Annotated in this window: 18 protein-coding genes; 3 read left to right on the top strand and 15 right to left on the bottom strand. The window is 63.4% G+C overall.

The window, feature by feature from the left end; all coding sequences use genetic code 11:
• Positions 1 to 9: 9 nt before the first annotated feature.
• The 13 genes from FJ978_RS05970 to FJ978_RS05905 form a co-directional block, all read right to left on the bottom strand.
• Entirely contained in the window at positions 10 to 327 is a 318-nt protein-coding gene (locus tag FJ978_RS05970) for a Dabb family protein (protein WP_023765848.1), read from the bottom strand.
• Between the two features lie 9 nt (positions 328 to 336).
• Positions 337 to 1,968: a GMC family oxidoreductase N-terminal domain-containing protein gene (locus FJ978_RS05965; protein ID WP_181176706.1), complete on the bottom strand. Its 1,632-nt coding sequence runs from the start codon at positions 1,966 to 1,968 to the stop codon at positions 337 to 339.
• Positions 1,969 to 1,977: 9 nt separating this feature from the next.
• Positions 1,978 to 2,739 (bottom strand): 3-ketoacyl-ACP reductase, encoded by a 762-nt coding sequence (locus FJ978_RS05960; protein WP_140570951.1) that lies wholly within the window; start codon positions 2,737 to 2,739, stop codon positions 1,978 to 1,980.
• Between the two features lie 208 nt (positions 2,740 to 2,947).
• Complete coding sequence (locus FJ978_RS05950) at positions 2,948 to 4,444, bottom strand: GMC family oxidoreductase (protein WP_140570950.1); 1,497 nt, start codon at positions 4,442 to 4,444, stop codon at positions 2,948 to 2,950.
• A gap of 5 nt (positions 4,445 to 4,449) precedes the next feature.
• Positions 4,450 to 5,565 carry an ABC transporter ATP-binding protein gene (locus tag FJ978_RS05945; RefSeq protein ID WP_140570948.1) on the bottom strand — a complete coding sequence of 372 codons (1,116 nt, stop codon included), beginning with the start codon at positions 5,563 to 5,565 and terminating at the stop codon, positions 4,450 to 4,452.
• Between the two features lie 4 nt (positions 5,566 to 5,569).
• Entirely contained in the window at positions 5,570 to 6,514 is a 945-nt protein-coding gene (locus FJ978_RS05940) for a carbohydrate ABC transporter permease (protein ID WP_140570943.1), read from the bottom strand.
• Entirely contained in the window at positions 6,511 to 7,467 is a 957-nt protein-coding gene (locus tag FJ978_RS05935; protein ID WP_013893105.1) for a sugar ABC transporter permease, read from the bottom strand. Before FJ978_RS05935 ends, FJ978_RS05940 begins: the two co-directional genes overlap by 4 nt.
• A 153-nt stretch (positions 7,468 to 7,620) precedes the next feature.
• Positions 7,621 to 8,874, bottom strand: coding sequence for an ABC transporter substrate-binding protein (locus FJ978_RS05930; protein WP_013893106.1), 1,254 nt, complete (start codon positions 8,872 to 8,874; stop codon positions 7,621 to 7,623).
• A gap of 58 nt (positions 8,875 to 8,932) precedes the next feature.
• The gene (locus tag FJ978_RS05925) at positions 8,933 to 10,444 is read right to left on the bottom strand and encodes an aldehyde dehydrogenase family protein (protein ID WP_140570941.1); all 1,512 of its coding nucleotides are present in this window, start codon (positions 10,442 to 10,444) and stop codon (positions 8,933 to 8,935) included.
• 15 nt (positions 10,445 to 10,459) lie between these two features.
• Positions 10,460 to 11,236: an enoyl-CoA hydratase/isomerase family protein gene (locus FJ978_RS05920; protein WP_140570939.1), complete on the bottom strand. Its 777-nt coding sequence runs from the start codon at positions 11,234 to 11,236 to the stop codon at positions 10,460 to 10,462.
• The gene (locus tag FJ978_RS05915) at positions 11,229 to 12,830 is read right to left on the bottom strand and encodes an acyl CoA:acetate/3-ketoacid CoA transferase (protein ID WP_140570937.1); all 1,602 of its coding nucleotides are present in this window, start codon (positions 12,828 to 12,830) and stop codon (positions 11,229 to 11,231) included. Before FJ978_RS05915 ends, FJ978_RS05920 begins: the two co-directional genes overlap by 8 nt.
• Positions 12,827 to 13,843 carry a Gfo/Idh/MocA family oxidoreductase gene (locus FJ978_RS05910; RefSeq protein ID WP_140570935.1) on the bottom strand — a complete coding sequence of 339 codons (1,017 nt, stop codon included), beginning with the start codon at positions 13,841 to 13,843 and terminating at the stop codon, positions 12,827 to 12,829. Before FJ978_RS05910 ends, FJ978_RS05915 begins: the two co-directional genes overlap by 4 nt.
• Positions 13,840 to 14,898, bottom strand: a complete 1,059-nt coding sequence (locus FJ978_RS05905; RefSeq protein ID WP_013893111.1) for a LacI family DNA-binding transcriptional regulator — start codon at positions 14,896 to 14,898, stop codon at positions 13,840 to 13,842. The genes FJ978_RS05910 and FJ978_RS05905 overlap by 4 nt, the downstream gene beginning before the upstream one ends.
• 240 nt (positions 14,899 to 15,138) lie before the next feature.
• Here FJ978_RS05905 and FJ978_RS05900 point away from each other — a divergent pair, with 240 nt between their 5' ends.
• The 3 genes from FJ978_RS05900 (at position 15,139) to FJ978_RS32710 (ending at position 16,937) form a co-directional block, all read left to right on the top strand.
• On the top strand, positions 15,139 to 16,293 hold the full coding sequence (locus FJ978_RS05900) for a dihydrodipicolinate synthase family protein (RefSeq protein ID WP_140570933.1): 1,155 nt from the start codon (positions 15,139 to 15,141) through the stop codon (positions 16,291 to 16,293).
• Positions 16,294 to 16,492: 199 nt separating this feature from the next.
• Positions 16,493 to 16,714, top strand: a complete 222-nt coding sequence (locus tag FJ978_RS05895; protein WP_013893113.1) for a hypothetical protein — start codon at positions 16,493 to 16,495, stop codon at positions 16,712 to 16,714.
• An 85-nt stretch (positions 16,715 to 16,799) separates the two neighbouring features.
• Positions 16,800 to 16,937: a hypothetical protein gene (locus FJ978_RS32710; protein WP_181176697.1), complete on the top strand. Its 138-nt coding sequence runs from the start codon at positions 16,800 to 16,802 to the stop codon at positions 16,935 to 16,937.
• A 160-nt stretch (positions 16,938 to 17,097) separates the two neighbouring features.
• On the opposite strand, the gene FJ978_RS05890 is transcribed toward FJ978_RS32710, so the two are convergent.
• Both FJ978_RS05890 and FJ978_RS05880 read right to left on the bottom strand, forming a co-directional pair.
• Positions 17,098 to 17,307: a hypothetical protein gene (locus FJ978_RS05890; RefSeq protein ID WP_140570931.1), complete on the bottom strand. Its 210-nt coding sequence runs from the start codon at positions 17,305 to 17,307 to the stop codon at positions 17,098 to 17,100.
• 217 nt (positions 17,308 to 17,524) lie between these two features.
• Positions 17,525 to 17,746: a hypothetical protein gene (locus FJ978_RS05880; RefSeq protein WP_140570928.1), complete on the bottom strand. Its 222-nt coding sequence runs from the start codon at positions 17,744 to 17,746 to the stop codon at positions 17,525 to 17,527.
• Between the last annotated feature and the right edge of the window lie 250 nt (positions 17,747 to 17,996).

Here is a 17,996-nt window from a genome sequence, read left to right as displayed (position 1 = left end):
GCTAAGCGGTCACTTTTTCGTAAGCTCGAGGTCGAAGACCATCAACCCGTCGGTGCCGCCTTCGAGTGCGGCGACCAGCCGGGCCCCGGCCCGCTGATGCGCTTCATGCACCAGATAGGCGTCGCGCGCGGCGGCATCGCGGAAATCGATGGTGAAGCCATGGCTGAAGCCGCGCGCAAACGGCTCCGGGCTGACATTGGCACTGAAATGGACGGTGTCCATGCCGTCGATCACCTGGCGCAACGCCTCGAGGTCGGCATGGATCGCCTTGTGTTCACCGACACCGACGTCATTGCGGAATTTGACGAAGACACAGTGCCTGATCATCTTTTGCTCCTAAGCAGCCCGGTTGCCGGAAAACACAGCCGGCGGCAAGGGCTCGCGGCCGAGTATCAGGTCGGCACCCTTCTCGCCGACCATGATGGTCGGTGCGTTGGTGTTGGACGAGGGCACGCGGGGCATCACCGAAGCGTCACAGACACGCAAGGCTTCGATGCCGCGCAGCCGCAGGTCCGGCGCCACCACGGCCATGTCGTCATGGCCCATGCGGCAGGTGCCGACAGGATGGTGATCGGTCTTGGAGGCGCGGCAGGCATAGTCGAACAGCTCGTCGTCGCTGGCGAGCGAAGGGCCGGGCAGCACTTCGCGCAGCACGTAGGGAGCAAGCGCCTTCTGCCGCATGATCTCGCGCGCGAGCCTCAAGCCCTTGATCGACATTGCGCAGTCGTAGGGATCGGACCAGTAGTTCGGATCGATCAACGGATGGTCGGCCGGGTCGGCGCTCTTCAGGCGAACCGTGCCGCGCGAGCGTGGCCGCAGGAAGGCCGAGTTCAAGGTGACGCCGGGATTGTTCAGCTTCTCGACGCCGGCCTCGATGCCTGAGCCCAGGCCGAGATGGAACTGGATGTCGGGCGAGCCGGCGGTCGGGTCTGCGTACCAGAAACCGCCGGTCTCGAACAGGCTGGAGGCGACCGGCCCCTTTTTCAAAAGCAGATATTGCAGGCCGGCCCAGGCGGTGCGGTGCAGCTTGGCGTAATTGTCATAGGTGTGGTCGCCGGTGCATTCGGCGATGACGAACAAATCGAGATGGTCCTGCATGTTGGAGCCGACGCCGGGCAGGTCGTGCACCGGCGTGATGCCGACCGACTTGAGATGGTCCGCTGGGCCGATGCCCGATTGCATCAGCAGCTTCGGCGACCCGATGGCGCCGGACGAGACGATCACCTCGCGCTCGGCGCGCAAGATTTTCTTCTCGCCGCCTGGCCTGTCGACGATCTCGACGCCGATGGCGCGACTGTTCTCGACGACGATGCGGATCACCAGCACATCAGTCCTGACGGTCAGGTTCTTGCGGGCTCGGATTGGTTTGAGATAGGCCACCGAAGCGGAGGAACGCCTGGCATCCTTCTGGGTGAGCTGATAATAGCCGACGCCTTCCTGGGCAGCGCCGTTGAAGTCCGGGTTGAAGGGAATGCCCATCTCCTGGCCAGCGCGGAAATAGGCCTCGCAGATCGGCAGCGGCGAAATCGGGTTCGACACGCCGAGCGGGCCCTGGTCGCCGTGGAAGTCGTTGGCAAAGCGCTGGTTGTTCTCGGCCCGCTTGAAGTAGGGCAGCACGTCGCGATAGCCCCAGCCGGCAAGACCCTCTTCCTTCTCCCAGGCGTCATAGTCGCGGGCATTGCCACGCGTGTAGATCTGGGCGTTGATGGAGGAACCGCCGCCGATCACCTTGGCCTGCGTGTACCAGAAGACGCGGTCCTTCATGTGTTTTTGCGGCACGGTCGACCAGCCCCAGGACGCGATGCCCTTGGTCATCTTGGCGAAGCCCGCCGGCATATGGATATAGGGATGCCAGTCCTTGCCACCGGCCTCCAGCAGCAGCACGGAATTGGCCGGGTCCTCGCTCAGCCGGTTGGCCAGAACGCAGCCGGCCGGGCCGGCGCCCACGATGATGTAGTCGGTCATGATACTGTCCACTTACAGCCGCGGCACGGAGAGGGCGCCGTCGACATTGATGATCGAGCCGGTCGAAAAGCCGAGCTTGCCGGCGGCAAGCGTCGCCACCACGGCGCCGATGTCTGATGCTTCGCCCCAGCGCTTTGCCGGCACCAGTCCACCGTCGATCAGGGCGTCGTATTTGGCGGTCACGCCTGCCGTCATGTCGGTGCGAATGATGCCCGGCCTCACCTCGAACACGCCGATGTTCTCCGGAGCGAGCCTGAGCGCAAGGTTCTTCACCCACATCGAAAGCCCGGCCTTGGAGATGCAGTAGTCCGGGCGTTCGGGCGACGCCATTTCGGCGCTGACCGAGGTGATGGTGATGATCGATTTTGGGCCGTCGCCTGGTGCGGCCAGCATCGCCTTGGCGACGGCCTGGCTGAGGAACACGGTGCCGCGCAGGTTGATGCCGAGCGTGCGGTCGAAATTCTCCGGTTTTAGCTCCAGCAAATCGCCGCGCATGACGGCGCCGACGCCGGCATTGTTGACGAGGCAGTCGATGCGGCCGAAGGCTTGCATGACGGCATCGACAAGTGCTGTGTGGCTGTCGAGGTCTGCGATGTCGCATTGGGCGTAGGCGAATTTCGCGCCGCGCTCGATGATGTCGGTCGCGAGTCCGTCGGGGGCTTGTTCGGCAAGGTCGGCGATCAGAAGGTCAAAGCCGGTATCGGCAAGCGCCTGGGCACAGGCAAGGCCGATGCCGCGCACGCCGCCGGTGATGATCGCGGCCGGGCGGGTCATTGGAGGCTGGCCTTACGAAAGTCAGCGCCGCCCCTCATCGCCCTGCCGGGCACTTCTCCCCGTAAAGTGACGGGGAGAAGGACGCCGTCGTCGCCGGTTTCGCCAACTACCGGCGCTGCAAAAAGAGCGCCGAGGTTGCGGCCAGCTCTCTTCTCCCCGTTTACGGGGAGAAGGTGCCGGCAGACGGATGAGGGGCGGCGCAAACCTATCATAGCTCGCTCTTGCGGATGTGATCAGCCACACGCAGCGCCTGAGCTGCGATCGACAGCGCGGGGTTCACAGCGGCCGAATTGGGCAAAAAGCTGCCGTCGACGACGAACAGGTTCTGGTGGTCGAAGGACCGGCAGAACGGATCGAGCGGCGCGGTCGCCGGATCGTCGCCCATCTTGACCGTGCCGCACTGGTGCGAGGGGGTGCGCTTGTCGAAGGGGCGCGACAGCACGATCGGGTAACCGCAGGCGCGGAAGTTTTCGCGCATCACCTTGGTCAGTCCGTCGAGCGACTGCATGTTGGAGCGCCGCCACTGCATGACGATGTCCTTGCCGTCGACCATGATGCGGCTTTCCGGATCGGGCAGGTCCTCGCACATCAGGTACCAGTCGACGGCGTGGCCGGCCATGAAGTCGAGCGCGAATTTCGGCATCGACTTCACGTTGGCCTTCAGCATATTGCCGTCGATCTTGCCGAGCAGCTGGACATTGCCCAGAGGTTTGCCGCCCTTGCCGTCGGACAGGTAGTAATCGTTCAGCATCAGCGTCTTCTGGTAGACGGCATCGTTGCGGCGGCGCGGATCGATCGCCAGCATGGCGCTCGAATTGTGGTTCATGAAATTGCGGCCGACCTGGTCGGAGCTGTTGGCGAGGCCTTTGCCATCGGAAGACGGCGAGCGCAGCAGGATGACGGCGGAATTGACCGCGCCGGCGGACAGGATCACCAGCTTCGGCGCGACCTTTTTCAGCTCGCCATTCTGCCGATAGTGGATGGCAGCAATCGTTTTGCCGTCGGCCGAGGTCTCCAGGTATTCGACATAGCAGCCAGTTTCGAGCCGGATATTGGTGTCCGTCAGTGCCGCCGTCAGCGGTCCGGTCTGCGCGTCGACCTTGCCCTGGCCGGTGTTGGGGAACGCGTCCCAGCCGGTCTTGCCTTCCTTCAACCAAGTGTCGATATCGACGCTGAGCGGCAGCGAGGCGGGATGCAGGCCCAGTCCCTTGAGCTCGGCGCGGGCGCGCGCGATCGGCGCCTCGTCGGGCACCGGCTTATAGGCATAGGGGACCGAGTGGAACGGCTCGGTCGGATCCTCGCCCAGTGCGCCGCGGACGCGAAACAGCTGCTCGGCCTTGGAGTACCAGGGCTCGAATTCGTCATAGGAAAAAGGCCAAGCCGGCGAGACGCCGCCGAAATGTTCCATGGCCGAAAAATCTTGCCTGCGATAGCGGATCAGCACCGCGCCGTAGAATTTCGAATTGCCGCCGACATAATAGTAATTACCGGGGTTGAAGGCCGCTCCACCGGCCTCGCGCCACATCTCCTTCGGCCGGTAGTGGCCGTCGACGAAGATGGAACGCGTATCGCGCGCATGCGGCGTTGCCGGCAAGGGGTCGCCGCGCTCCAGCATCAGGATCGAGGCGCCGCTGCCGGCCAGGCCGGAAGCAATTGTCGAGCCGCCAATGCCGGAGCCGATGATGACGATATCGGGATTTGTCATTTCGCTCAGAGGATGCGGTTTTCGGTCGCCGGATCGAAGAATACCGCCTTGGTCAGATTGAAGGCGAGTGGCGTGCTGGTGCCCGGCTGGATGTTGGCGTCGGCACGCAGCCGCGCCACCACGCCCTTGCCGCCGAGATTGGTGACGGCGAAAGTGTCGGAACCAGCCGGCTCGACCACTTCGATGTGCAGGTCAGCGGTGGCGATGTTCGAGGCGTTTCGTTCCGCACCTTCCGGATCGGTCAGTGCCTCCGGGCGGACGCCGAAGATGATCGGCTTGCCCTGGAAAGCCGACAGGCCCGCCGGGGCATTGGCCATCGGCAAGGTGATGGGCTCGCGCGCCTCGCGCTGCAGCACGACGGACAGTGCATTGCCTGAGGTGGCGATGGTCGCCGGGATCAGGTTCATCGCCGGCGAGCCCATGAAGTCGGCAACGAACAAATTGCTGGGGTTGTTGTAGATCTCGGCCGGCGTGCCGAACTGCTGCACCTCGCCGTCGCGCATGACGGCGATCTTGGTCGCCAGCGTCATCGCCTCGATCTGATCGTGGGTGACGTAGACGATTGTGGTGCCGGTGGTGGCATGCAGGCGCTTGATCTCGATGCGCATGTCGACGCGCAGCTTGGCGTCGAGGTTGGACAAAGGCTCGTCGAACAGGAACAGCTTGGGGTCGCGCACCAGCGCCCGCCCCATGGCGACGCGCTGGCGCTGGCCGCCTGAAAGCTGGCTCGGCTTGCGCTGCAGCAGATGGCCGATCTGCAAGACTTTGGCCACCTTGTCGATCGCCTTCTGTCGCTCCGCCGCCGGTACGCCGCGCATCTCCATGCCAAAGGCGATGTTGCCGGCCACCGTCATGTTCGGATATAGCGCGTAGCTCTGGAACACCATGGCGATGTCGCGCTTCGAAGGGTGCAGGTCGTTGATGGTGCGGCCGTCGACACGGATCTCGCCCGAGGTGATCGTCTCCAGCCCGGCAATGGTGTTGAGAAGCGTGGACTTGCCGCAGCCGGACGGGCCGACCAGCACCAGGAAGCCACCCTTTTCCAGCTCGAGGTCGATCCCCTTGAGTATCTCGACCTGGCCGAAGCGCTTCCTCAGACTATCAATTTCCAGAAAAGCCATCGGGTTATCCTTTGACGGCGCCGGCCATAAGACCGCGCACGAAATAGCGGCCGGCGAGCACATAGACGAGAAGGGTTGGGAGTGCGGCGATCATCGCCGCCGCCATGTTGACGTTGTATTCGACGACGCCGGTCGAGGTGTTGACGACGTTGTTGAGCGCCACCGTCATCGGCATCGAGTCGCCGGTGCCGGCATAGGCGGAGGCGAACAGGAAGTCGTTCCAGATGTTGGTGAACTGGTAGATCACGGTGACGACGAAGATCGGCATCGAGTTCGGCAGCATGATGCGGCGGAAGATCTGGAAGAAGGACGCACCATCGACCTGGGCGGCTTTCACCAATTCCGTCGGGAACGCCTCGTAATAGTTGCGGAAGAACAAGGTGGTGAAGCCGAGGCCGTAGACGACGTGGACGAAGACCAGGTTTACGGTCGGATTGCCGAGGCCGAAGCTGGTTCCGATCGAATTCTGCAGCGACACGCCGAAGCGGCCGAGGCTGCCGAGGATGGTGGCCATCGGCAACAGCACCGACTGGAACGGGATGAAGCAGGCGAACAGCATCAGCCCGAACACCAGCGTGGCGCCGCGAAACCGCCATTTGGTCAGCACGTAGCCGTTCAGCGCTCCGAGCATCGTTGAGATGATGACGGCCGGAACCACCATCTTGATGGAGTTCCAGAAATAGCCCTTGATGCCGGCGCAGGTGAGGCCGACGCAGGTCTCGCCCCAGGCCTTCAGCCATGGATCGAAGGTCGGCGCCTTGGGCAGCGCCAGCATGTTGCCGTTCTGGATCTCGTCCATGGTCTTGAACGAGGTGACCAGCATGACGAACAGCGGCATCAGGTAGAACAGCGCGAACAGCGCCAGCAGCCCATAGATGACGATGCGGTTGACGAGTTTGACATTGACGCCGCCGGAGGCTTGGCGGGCGGGAGTGGTGACAGCGCTCATCGCGGCTTCTCCCGCAGTTCGGAATAGAGATAGGGCACGATGATGGCGACGATGGTCATCAGCATGATCACCGCACTTGCCGAGCCGACAGCCATCTCGTTACGCTTGAAAGTGTACTCGTACATGAAGTTGGATGGCAGCCAGGCCGAGCCGCCGGGTCCACCGGAGGTCAGCGCCACGACAAGGTCATAGGACTTGATGGCAAGGTGGGCGAGCACGATGAAGGCCGACAGGAAGATCGGCCGCAGCAGCGGAATGACGATGCGGCGATAGAGCTGGAAGGTGGTGGCGCCGTCGATCTGCGCCGCCTTCATGATTTCGCCATCGATGCCGCGCAGGCCGGCCAGGAACATCGCCATGATGAAGCCGGAAGCCTGCCAGACGCCGGCAATGACCACGGTGTAGATGACGAAATCCTTGTTCTTGATCCAGTCGAAATGGAAGCTCGTCCAGCCCCACTGGTGCAACGTCTGCTCGAGGCCAAGACCCGGATCGAGGAACCATTTCCAGGCGACACCGGTGACGATGAAGGAGAGCGCCATGGGATAGAGGTAGATGGGGCGCAGCACGCCTTCGCCGCGGATCTTCTGGTCGAGCAGGATGGCCAGGAACAGACCGAGCGCCAGGCAGATCAGGATATAGAGAAAGCCGAAAATACCCATGTTGGTGATCGACGTGTACCAGCTCGACGGCGGGTCGGTGTCGAAGGTCCAGCCCCACAGCCGCTGATAGGCGCGCGAGCCGGTGATGACATAGGACGGGAAGGTCTTGGAGTTGGTGAAGGACAGATAGATCGTCCACAGGATGAAGCCGTAGACGAAGACGATGGTGATGGCGAAGCTCGGCGCCAGCACGATCTTCGGCAAGGCGTCCTGCAGGCGCGAGCGCACCGAGGCGCGTGGCCTGGTGTGCTCCGGCGTCAGCTTGATTTGGCTTGTCGCTACCGTGCTCATGAGCTCCTCCCGTTTTGGGTCGTCCGTGCTCTGCCGTCAGGCGGCAAGGCGGCCCGTGCATACGGGTCTTCGGTCGGCATGCTGTTGAGCCGGCCAATCGTTGAGATAAAACCTTCCCCGCCGAAGCGGGGAAGGTGTTTTCTGGCGTAGCGCCTACTTGGCGTCGTCGATCGCCTTGACCAGCTCGGTCACGGCTTCGTCGGAGGTCTTGATCTGACCATGGACGAACTTGGAGACGACGTCCTTGTAGGCATTGGCGACTGCCGGAGGCGCGCCGTAGCCCTGGGCCAGCGAACCGAACAGCGTGCCACCTTCATTGGCGGCCTTCAGGTCGGCGATGCCCTTCTTGCCGCAAGCGTCGAAGTCGGTGTCCGGAACGTCGGTACGGGCCGGAACGGAACCCTTGACGACGTTGAAGGCCGACTGGAAGCTCTTCGACAGGGTGGCGGTGGCCAGTGCGACCTGGGCGGCCTTGCGGTCGTCCGGAACGTTGAACATGCCGAACATGTCGGAGTTGTAGATCACCGAGCCGTCGGTGCCCGGGAAGCGATAGCACAGGAAGTCCGTGCCCGGGGTCTTCTTGGCGGCGTGGAACTCGCCTTTGGCCCAGTCGCCCATGACCTGCACCAGGGCATCGCCCTTGATGACCATGGCGGTGGCAAGGTTCCAGTCGCGGCCCGAGAAATTCGGGTCGACATAGGTGACGAGCTTGGCGAGGTTGTCGAACGACTTCTTCATCGTGTCGGACTTGAGCGACGCGTCGTCGAGGTCGTTGAAAGCCTTCTTGTAGAACTCAGGTCCGCCGGTCGACAGCACGACCGAGTCGAACATGGTGGCCTCCTGCCAGTTCTGGCCGCCGAGAGCGAGCGGGATCACGCCTGCCGCCTTGGCTTTGTCGAGCAGCGCAACGAAGTCGTCGAAAGTCTTCGGCTCGGCGCCGCCGATCTTGTCCATGACGGCCTTGTTGATCCACAGCCAGTTGACCGAGTGGACGTTGACCGGAGCCGCGACCCACTTGCCGTCATAGACAGAGAACTTCTGCAGGGCCGCCGGAACCGACTTGTCCCAGCCTTCCTTCTTCGCCGTCTCGGTCAGGTCGCCCATGACGCCGGCGGCGGCATAGTCGAGCACGGTGTAGCCGAGCATCTGCGAGGCGGTCGGATAATTGCCCGCCGCGACCATCGCCTTCAGCGCGGTCATGGCAGCGTCGCCACCGCCACCGGCGACCGGCACGTCCTTCCAGGCATAACCTTCCTTGGCCAGATCGCCCTTGAGGACGTTGAGGGCAGCCGCTTCGCCGCCCGACGTCCACCAATGGAGCATCTGCACTTCCTTGACGTCCTCGGCATGGGCTGCGAAAGCGAGCCCCGATGCGAGAGCCGTTCCGATAAGCAGTTTGCGCAACATGTACTTCCTCCCTTGTTGCATTACACGACCGGTGGAAGCCCACCGGGTTCTTCCCAACTCAGCCGACCCACCATCCGGTGCGCTGGCCGCGATGAAACTGGATTGTCTTTTCCTCGGTATAATCCTCGACGGCGCGCTTGCCGAGTTCGCGCCCGAGACCGGACTGCTTGTAGCCCCCGAAAGGCAGCTCGGGATAACCTTCCATGAATGTGTTCACCCAAACCGTCCCCGAACGCACCTCACGCGCTACCGACATGCAAGTGTCGATGCTGGCGCTCCACACGCCCGCCGACAAACCATAGGGCGTGTTGTTGGCGATGCGCAACGCCTTTTCAATCGATTCAAAAGTCAGCACGGAGAGCACCGGGCCGAACACTTCCTCACGCGCGATGGCCATGTCATCGGTGACGCCGCGGATGATGGTCGGGTCGAGATATTGGCCGGCATTGGAGGCCAATTGCTTGCCGCCGCTGTAGATGCTGCTGCCGTCGCTTGCCGCTGCCGTAACGTAATCGGTCACCTTGGCCAGGTGGTCCGACGAGATCATCGCACCGACCTTGGTTCGGTCGTCGAGCGGATCGCCGACTGTCACCTTGGCCGTAAGTGCCTTCACGGCGGCAAGAAAATCGTCGGCGATCGCCTCGTGTACGATCAGCCGGCTGCCGGCATTGCAGCATTCGCCGGCATTGAAGAAGCCGCCGAACACCGCCGCGTCGGCCGCCGCTTCGAGGTCGGCATCGGGGAAGACGATCTGGCCGTTCTTGCCGCCGAGCTCCATCGAGACCTTCTTCAGCGACTGCGCGGCGGAAGCCATGGTCATCTTGCCGACGCGGGTGGAGCCGGTGAAGGACACCATCTCGACCAAGGGGTGGCTGACCATCGGTGCGCCGACATCGCTGCCCAGGCCGGCCAGGATGTTGACGACGCCGGCAGGCAGGCCGGCCTCGATCAGGATGTCGCCGAGCACGAAGGTCGAGGCCGAGGTCATTTCGCTCGGCTTGACCACCGCCGTGCAGCCGGCGGCGAGTGCGAAGGGCAGTTTCTGGCTGACGATCAGGAACGGGAAATTCCACGGCGTGATGATCGAGACGACGCCGATCGGTTCGCGCAGCACGACGCCCAGCATGGCGTCGCCGAGATTGGCGTAGCTCTCGCCATGCAGCGTGCGGGCGAGCGAAGCGGCATAGCGCCAGATGTCGACGGCGCCGCCGATCTCGCCGCGGGCCTGGGCGATCGGCTTGCCGGATTCCAGCGCATCGAGACGGGCAATGTCTTCAAGCCGAGCTTCGATCAGGTCGGCCGCCTTGTGCAGGAGCGCGGCGCGTTCGGCCGCCTTCATGCGCGGCCAGGGACCGGTCTCGAACGCCCTGTGCGCGGCTTGCATCGCCGCTTCCACCTCGGCCTCGCCGGCCTGCGCGTAACGCGAAACCGTGAAGCCATGGCCGGGGCTGTTGCGTTCCAGCGTCCTGCCGTCGCGGGCATCGACATGTTTGCCATCGATCAGCAGCCGATAGGTCTTCGGCGCTGCCGAGGCCTCGGCGGGCATGGCGATGTTGAGAGGCGCGTTCATCTTGGTCGTGAATCCTCAGGATCTCGAAAATGCCGGCTTCTGCCTGGCCTTGAAGGCGCCGACGCCGGCTTTGAGGTCGCCGGTCAGCGCAATGAAGCCGCTGGCCAGCGCTTCGGTCGCGGCGGCACTTTCCTCACCTTCGGCAACCGCGATCATCAGCTTGGCCGCTTCCGTCGCCAGCGGACCGCGCTCGGCGATCTTCTCGGCCCAGGCCTTGGCCTCGGCGAGTGCCTTGCCGGTTTCGACCACCCGGTCGACCACGCCCAGGGCCAGCGCTTCAGGAGCAAGGAGAACCTCGCCGCCCAGCGCCATGCGACGCACCGTCTGCGCGCCGAAACGGCGCACGGCGCGCTGCGTGCCGGACCAGCCGGGAACGACGCCGATGGAGGTTTCGGGGAAGCCCAATTTCACCTGTGTTTCCGCGACCCGGAAATCGCAGGCCGCCGCCAGTTCCAGCCCGCCGCCCAGCGCGTGGCCCGACAGCACGGCGACGGTCGGTTGCCGCAGCCGCGCCAGCCGGTCGAAGACGCGGTGGCCGTAGCGCACCCATTGCACCTGGAAATCGGCGGCACTCATGGCGGCCCAGGCCTCGACATCGCCACCGGCACAGAAGCCCTTGCCTTCGCCGCGGATGAGCGCGACGCGAACGTCGTCGGCCGCCTCCGCTTCATCGAGCACTGTTTCGAGCGCGCGAAGCATCGGAATATCCAGCGCGTTCAATTTCTCCGGGCGGCGCAAGGTGACGATGCCGACGGCGCCGTCCTGCTCGAAGGTGACGAGGCGTTCAGCCATGCGCGCCTCCGAGCGAGGCGCCGCCATTGAGCGACAGGCCGATCGGCTGGTTGTGATAGAGTGCCGCCGGCGTCACCTTGAGGTCGTTGGCGACACCGAGCGCGATCTCCGACTGCCCCAGCACGTCGCGCTCGAGATCGATGCCCGGCGCCAGTTCCGTCACCATCAACCCGTCAGGCGTCAGCTTCATCACGCAGCGCTCGGTGACATAGGTGATGTCCTGTCCTTGCGCGACCGCGCGCTTGCCGGAGAAGGAGATGTGCTCGACTTCGCCGACGACTTTCTTGACCTTGCCCTCCTGGTCGATGCGGATGCCGCCATCGGCCAATGACAGTTTTGCCCCGGCATTGAAGAAACCCGAGAAAACAATCTTCTTTGCACGTGCGGTGATGTCGACGAAACCGCCGGCGCCGGCGGTGACATGCGGCCGCGCCGACAGTTTCGAGACGTTGACCGAGCCATGGCGGTCGATCTGCAGGAAGGAGAGCAGCGAAGCATCGAAGCCGCCGGCCTGGAAATAGATGAACTGGTGCGGCGAGGGCATGAAGGCGTCGGCGTTCGACGAGCAGCCGAACTTGAAGTCGAGCAGCGGCACGCCGCCGACCGCGCCCTGCTCGATCACCCAGGTGACCTTGCCATGCTGGCCTTCTTCCAGAAGGATGCGCGGAACATTGGCGGAGATGCCGAAACCGATGTTGACGGCCATGCCGTCGCGCAACTCCATGGCGACACGGCGGGCGATCACCTTCTGGACGTTCATCTCGGCGTTGCGGAAAGTGGACAGCGGCCGGAAGATCTCGCCTGATATGGTCGGGTCGTAAGGCGTCAGCGTCGTCTGCAACTGGTCGGGCGCGACGACGATGTGGTCGACCAGCACGCCCGGCACGCGCACGTCATGCGGCTTCAGCGTGCCGTTTTCGACGACGCGCTTGACCTGTGCGATAACGACGCCGCCATTGTTGCGGGCGGCGAGTGCCTGTTCGAGGCCGCCGAGATAGGCGCCTTCATGTTCATAGGTGAGGTTGCCGCGCTCATCCGCCGTGGTGGCGCGGATGATCGAGACGTGGGGCACGATCGAGCGGAAATACAGCCATTCCTCGCCGTCGAACTGCTGCACCGAGACGATCGGTTCGCTGGCCGCCGCGTTCATGGCACAGCCCTGATGGCGCGGGTCGGCGAAGGTGTCGAGCCCGACCTTGGTCAGCACGCCCGGCCGCTTGGCGGCGGCTTCGCGGTGCATGTCGAACAGGATGCCGGACGGCACGTTGTAGGCGGCCACCGAATTGTCGCCGATCATCTTCCAGATCCGCGGCGGTTCGGAAGAGGAGGGACCGGATGGATAGGAGCCGCACAAGGTGCGCTTCAAAAGGCCAGGCTTTGCCAGATGGTCGATGCCCTTGATGCCGTACATGTCGCCCGCGGCGATCGGGTGCAGCGTGGTGATATCTTTCGGGTGGCCTTCCCCGTCGAAGCGCTCACCGATGGCGGCGAGCACGGCGTCCGGGCAACCGAGGCCACTCGACGAGGACACGGACACCGTCATGCCATCCTTGATCAGACCGGCTGCCTGCGCCGCTGAAACGACCTTGCTCACTTCGTGCTCCCGAGTTTCGGGTCGATCTCGACGGCCTTGCCGGAGCTGGCCGATTGCAATGCCGCCTCGGCCGAGGCGAGGGACCAGATGCCGTCCTCGCCGGTGGCGGCAGGCTGGCCGTCGCCGTGGATCGCGGCATGGAACCGCCGCACGGACCTGACGTAGAGATCCTCGTGGTCGAAGCTCAACTCCTCCTCGCCGCCTGCCGTGCGCAGCATCACCGTGCCGACCGGCTTCTGCGTCATCACATTGCTGGCAATCAGCGAACCTTCCGAGCCATGCACCTCGAAGCCGGTGCCGGCATAGCTGGTGGTGAAACCTTCATGCGACTGCGCGATGAGGCCGGACTTGAAGCGCCAGATGCACATGGCGCCATCCTCCAGCCCGCTGCCGGCCATGCCGGCGGACTGTGTGAAAGCCGAAACCTCGACCGGATCGTCGCCGAGCACGAAGCGCAGCGTGTCGGCGTCGTGCACTGTGATGTCGAGCACCACGCCGCCGCCCGCCTCGGGCCTGGCGATGCGCCAGCCCTGCAGGTTTTCGGGCAGGTAGACGGCGTGGAAGACACGCGCCGCGATCGGCCTGCCGATGCGGCCGGCAGCGACGGCCTCGCGCATGGCACGATGCGCGCCGGCGTTGCGCAGGTGGTGGTTGGTGCCGAGTACGATGCCGGCCGCCCTGGCGGCAGCGACCATCGTGCGCGCATCGGCACTCGTCAGTGCCAGCGGCTTTTCGCACAGCACGTGCTTGCCCGCCTTGATCGCGGCGAGCGCCTGTTCCAGGTGCAATTCGTTGGTGGTCGAGATGTAGACGGCGTCGATATCCTCGGCGAGCAGCTCGTCAAGCGTCGAGACCGCAAGCGCAATGTTGTTTTCCACGGCATAGGCTTGGGCCCGCTCCGGGCTGGAACTCATCACCGCCGCGATCTTGCCATCGGCCTGCACGCGGATGGCGTTGACCATGAATTGCCTGGCGATCGTGCTGGCGCCGATCAGTCCCCATTTGAGGCTCATGCGGCGCCTCCCGTTCCCGACCACCTGTTTCTGGCGCGGCGGTCCGGACCGCAGCTTTCCCTGACCACGAGATTGACCGCCCCGATATGATCCTCGGCACGTGTGGTGCGCGACTGGATCATCTTGATCATGACATGGGCGGCGCGTTCGCCGAGGCCGGCGCTGTCCACTGCGACGCTGGTCAGCGCAGGCATGTAGTGTTCGGCTTCCGTCACATCGTCAAAGCCGACGACGGCGAAATCCGGTCCCGGCTCAAGTCCACGCTTGCGCAGCGCCAGCATGGCGCCAAAGGCGACCGCATCGTTAAAACACAGGGCCGCACTCGGCGGTTCAGCCATTGCAAGCGCGGTTTCCAGGCAAGCGATGCCACCCCGACGGCTTGTCTCACCTTCGATGACGAGCATGTCACGCGTATCTATCCCGAGCGTCTCGCATGCCTCGCGAAAGCCGCCCAGCCGGTCATGATAGACCACGAGGTCGGACGAGCCGCCGAAGAAGGCCAACCGGCGATGCCCCTTGCCGATGAGGTGAGCGGCGGCGAGATAGGCGCCGCGATGATTGTCGGGAGCGATCACCGGAATGCGGCTCTCGGGCAGCCGGCGCATGGCGAAGGCAATCGGAACACCGGCCATTTCCAGCCGCCGGAATGCCCCCGGGGTCGTGCCGCGCGCCGGCGACACGATGAGCCCGGCGACGCCCTGTTCCATCAGCGATTTCAGCACTTCTTCCTGGCGCACCGGATTCTCCGCCGTATTGGCGATGAAAGGCACAATGCCGGCGGACTGGAAGACACGCTCCATGCCGACCGCCAGTTCGGCGAAGAACGGATTGGTGAGGTCGTTGATGACCATGCCGATGACGTTGGAGTGGGCCTTGCGCAGATTGGCGGCGCCGCGGTTGTAGACATAGCCGACGTCCTCGATCGCCTTGCGCACCTTGACCGCGGTCTCGGGGCGGATCAGCCCGCTGCCCTGGAGGACGAGCGACACCGTCGATTTGGACACGCCCGCCTCGCGGGCGATGTCGAAGATCGTCGCCTTGGCCCGGCTGGCCATCCTGATGCCTCCTCCCCAGTTTCTGTCAAATCTATTGGAACGTTCTAATCACTGCTCCAATCGGGAGTCAATCGGGAATTTTTGGATTCCCGAATATCGATAATCCGACGCCGCAGGCCCTGTAATTGCAGAGCTATCGTGCTGCGTTGCAGCAATCCGAGGGAGGTGAATCTCGAATCTTAAAGGTTCTTGATTTATTGGAACGTTCCATTTAATAGGCGCGATTACAGGGAGAGATCGATGGACATAGCCTTGCCTGGTGAGGGTGGCCGCAGCAGCCGCTATGCGCTTGTCGGCCAGCCGGTGCGGCCGATGATCGGCGCGCGGTTTTCGCGCATTGCCTATGCGGCGGCGCATGTCGTTGCCGATCCGCTCGGGATGACCGATCCATGGTCGCGGCCGGCGGTCGACTGGGAGCGGACGATGGCGTTCCGCCATCATCTGTGGCGGCTCGGCTTCCGTATCGCCGAGGCGATGGACACCTCGCAGCGCGGGATGGGTTTCGACTGGGCAAATGCGCAGGAATTGATCCGCCGCTCGATCGCCGAGGCGCGGACCGTCGAAGGCGCCGACCTCGCTTCGGGCGCCGGCACCGATCATCTGGCGCCGGCGGCGGCCCGGACACCAGACGATGTGATCGCCGCCTATGAAGAGCAGTTCGCTTTCATCGAAGGCCAAGGCGGCAAGGTGATCATGATGGCGAGCCGGGCACTGGCGGCTGTCGCAGAGGGCCCGGAAGATTATGCGCGCGTCTACGACCGCCTTTTGAGCCAGACGTCCGGCAAGGTGATCCTGCACTGGCTGGGCGACATGTTCGACCCGGCCTTGAAAGGCTATTGGGGCAGCAGCGATTTCGAGACAGCGCTCGATACTGTGGTCGCCATCATCGAGCGTCATGCCGGCAAGGTCGAAGGCATAAAAATCTCGCTGCTCGATGCCGGCAAGGAAGTCGCGCTGCGCAACCGGCTGCCGGATGGGGTCGTGATGTTCACCGGCGACGACTTCAATTATCCCGAACTGATCGCCGGAGACGGCCATGGTCATTCGCACGCGCTGCTCGGCATTTTCGACGCCATCGCACCGGTCGCCAATGCCGCCCTGGCGAAACTCGCCGAGGGCGACCGCGCAGGCTATGACGCGCTGATGGCGCCGACGGTGCCGCTGTCGCGAAAGATCTTCGAGGCACCGACCGAATATTACAAGGCCGGCATCGTCTTCATGGCCTGGCTGAACGGCCATCAGGACCATTTCACGATGGTCGGCGGCATGCAGTCGGCGCGTGGCATCCGCCACTATGCCGATATCTTTCGCCTAGCCGACCAGGCAGGCCTGCTGGCCGATCCGGAACTGGCCGTATCCAGGATGAAGAGCCTGTGCGCGGTCGCGGGTTTCTGAGCCCATCGGGATCGACCAGAAGTATCCCCGCATGGGGTGATTTGTGATCTCGGCGATCGGAGCCGCTGCGTGGGGCCGCCCCGACGTGGCGTGTACCGTTTTAATACAATCCCCAATTGGTAGACTCGCGCGGCGCACCGGCAGTTAATTCCTCCGTCAGGCCAAAAGGAGGGAAAAGGCCGCGGATCGGGAGGAAACGATGTCTGTGCGAAAAGAAGACTATCGAACCAACAAAGCCGACTATGTAATTGCCGCGACGTATGGCCGAATGGCCGCGGATGATGATGAGCGCGACGAGCCCATGGCAAAGGAGAAGTTCCTGCAGCTAAGAGACCGGCGCTTCGCCAAATTGGCCGCAAATCCAGCGGAAAGTTCGCCGGGGCCGAAAGCCAGGCCGCGTGGTTACGGCCACTCGTTCTAGCGAGTTGAACGCATGGTGAGTTGAAACGCATGGAAAAGCCCCGCCGACCGGGAGTCAGGCGGGGCTGTCTGGACAGGTTTTTGGGATGTCCAACGATCCTTCAAAGCGCTGTCTCATCCCGGCCAACGGCTACTACGAGCGGACGGTATCGCTCGCCGACAAGAAGTGGGATCCTGGGCACTTCTCCAGCCATGCGCCGTTTTCAATGACCACGCTGGGATGATCGAGCCGATCGCACTCCTACAAGAACGTCGTCAAAGGCTTCTAGCAAGACGTCGGCAGATATCAGGCAGGACGCGTTCTTTGCCATGTTCCCGCGCTTGTAACGCAGTACATCCAGGCGTAGTTGGCGCACTCTTGATCCTTCTTGGCGACTGCCATTGTTAGCGCCCCAACGGCTGTTTCGAAAGCGAGGCGAGTTCGTCCTCGTCGACCACACCCGCCATGTAGTTTGCTATAATGCGGGATGCGATTGCGTCGCGTGCATCGGCCGACTGGCCATCAAGCTTGAGCCTATCAAAGACCCGCCCGAGGAGAGCTATCTCTGAAGCGTCAAAAATACCTACCTCAGTCGCCTTCCGTCGAATCGGCATGATCTTCCTCCCGAAATTCCTGCAGTGAAGCGTGCCGCAAATCTTCCTTTCCGCGCAAGTGCTTAATGCGGTCGACGATGCCGGGCTGACCCATTGTGTTGCCGGCCGCTTCATGACCTTCGGCGCCGGCCCCACGTGCTTGGATCCGCTTTCACAGTCGGTCTCGGATGGCGCCGCTCGTTGAGCAATGCCCCTACGGCGGGCGCAGTTGTTGCCTTCATATTCCGTGGGTCAGTACAACGTAGATAGCGGGGACTAACATCAACCAGCCGCCCATTCCTAGAACCACCCAAAGAGCAGTGCGCTCGGTTCGTCTGACAAGATCGGCAATATTTTCCTCGTCGGTCAAGGAGACAGCGTCCAGCAACACAGGCTGATCATTGTCATTCGCAGGGTCGTTCGCGTTGCCACTTTCATTCGATTTCTGGATCAATGTCATCGTCCTTTGCTCACCAGATAATAGAGGACCCGCCAGCTGCCCTAAGCGGCTCGCGGGTCCTGTCAGCACAGGAAGGGACGTAGCTGTGCCGATCCACGACATGTCAGCCAAGAGCTATGCCGATCACCAGAAAGGTGACGGCCGTCGCGAAAACCGGTGCGAGCAACCACCGCGCTTGGCCAACACTCCTATCCATCTGCTTTCTCCGATTTGGAGAGGCAACTACGCCGGACGTATGCCGTTCCGACCA

The organism is Mesorhizobium sp. B1-1-7, from assembly GCF_006442705.1.
Taxonomy (GTDB): Bacteria; Pseudomonadota; Alphaproteobacteria; order Rhizobiales; family Rhizobiaceae; genus Mesorhizobium; species Mesorhizobium opportunistum.
This window is presented reverse-complemented; position numbering and strand designations above follow the sequence as displayed.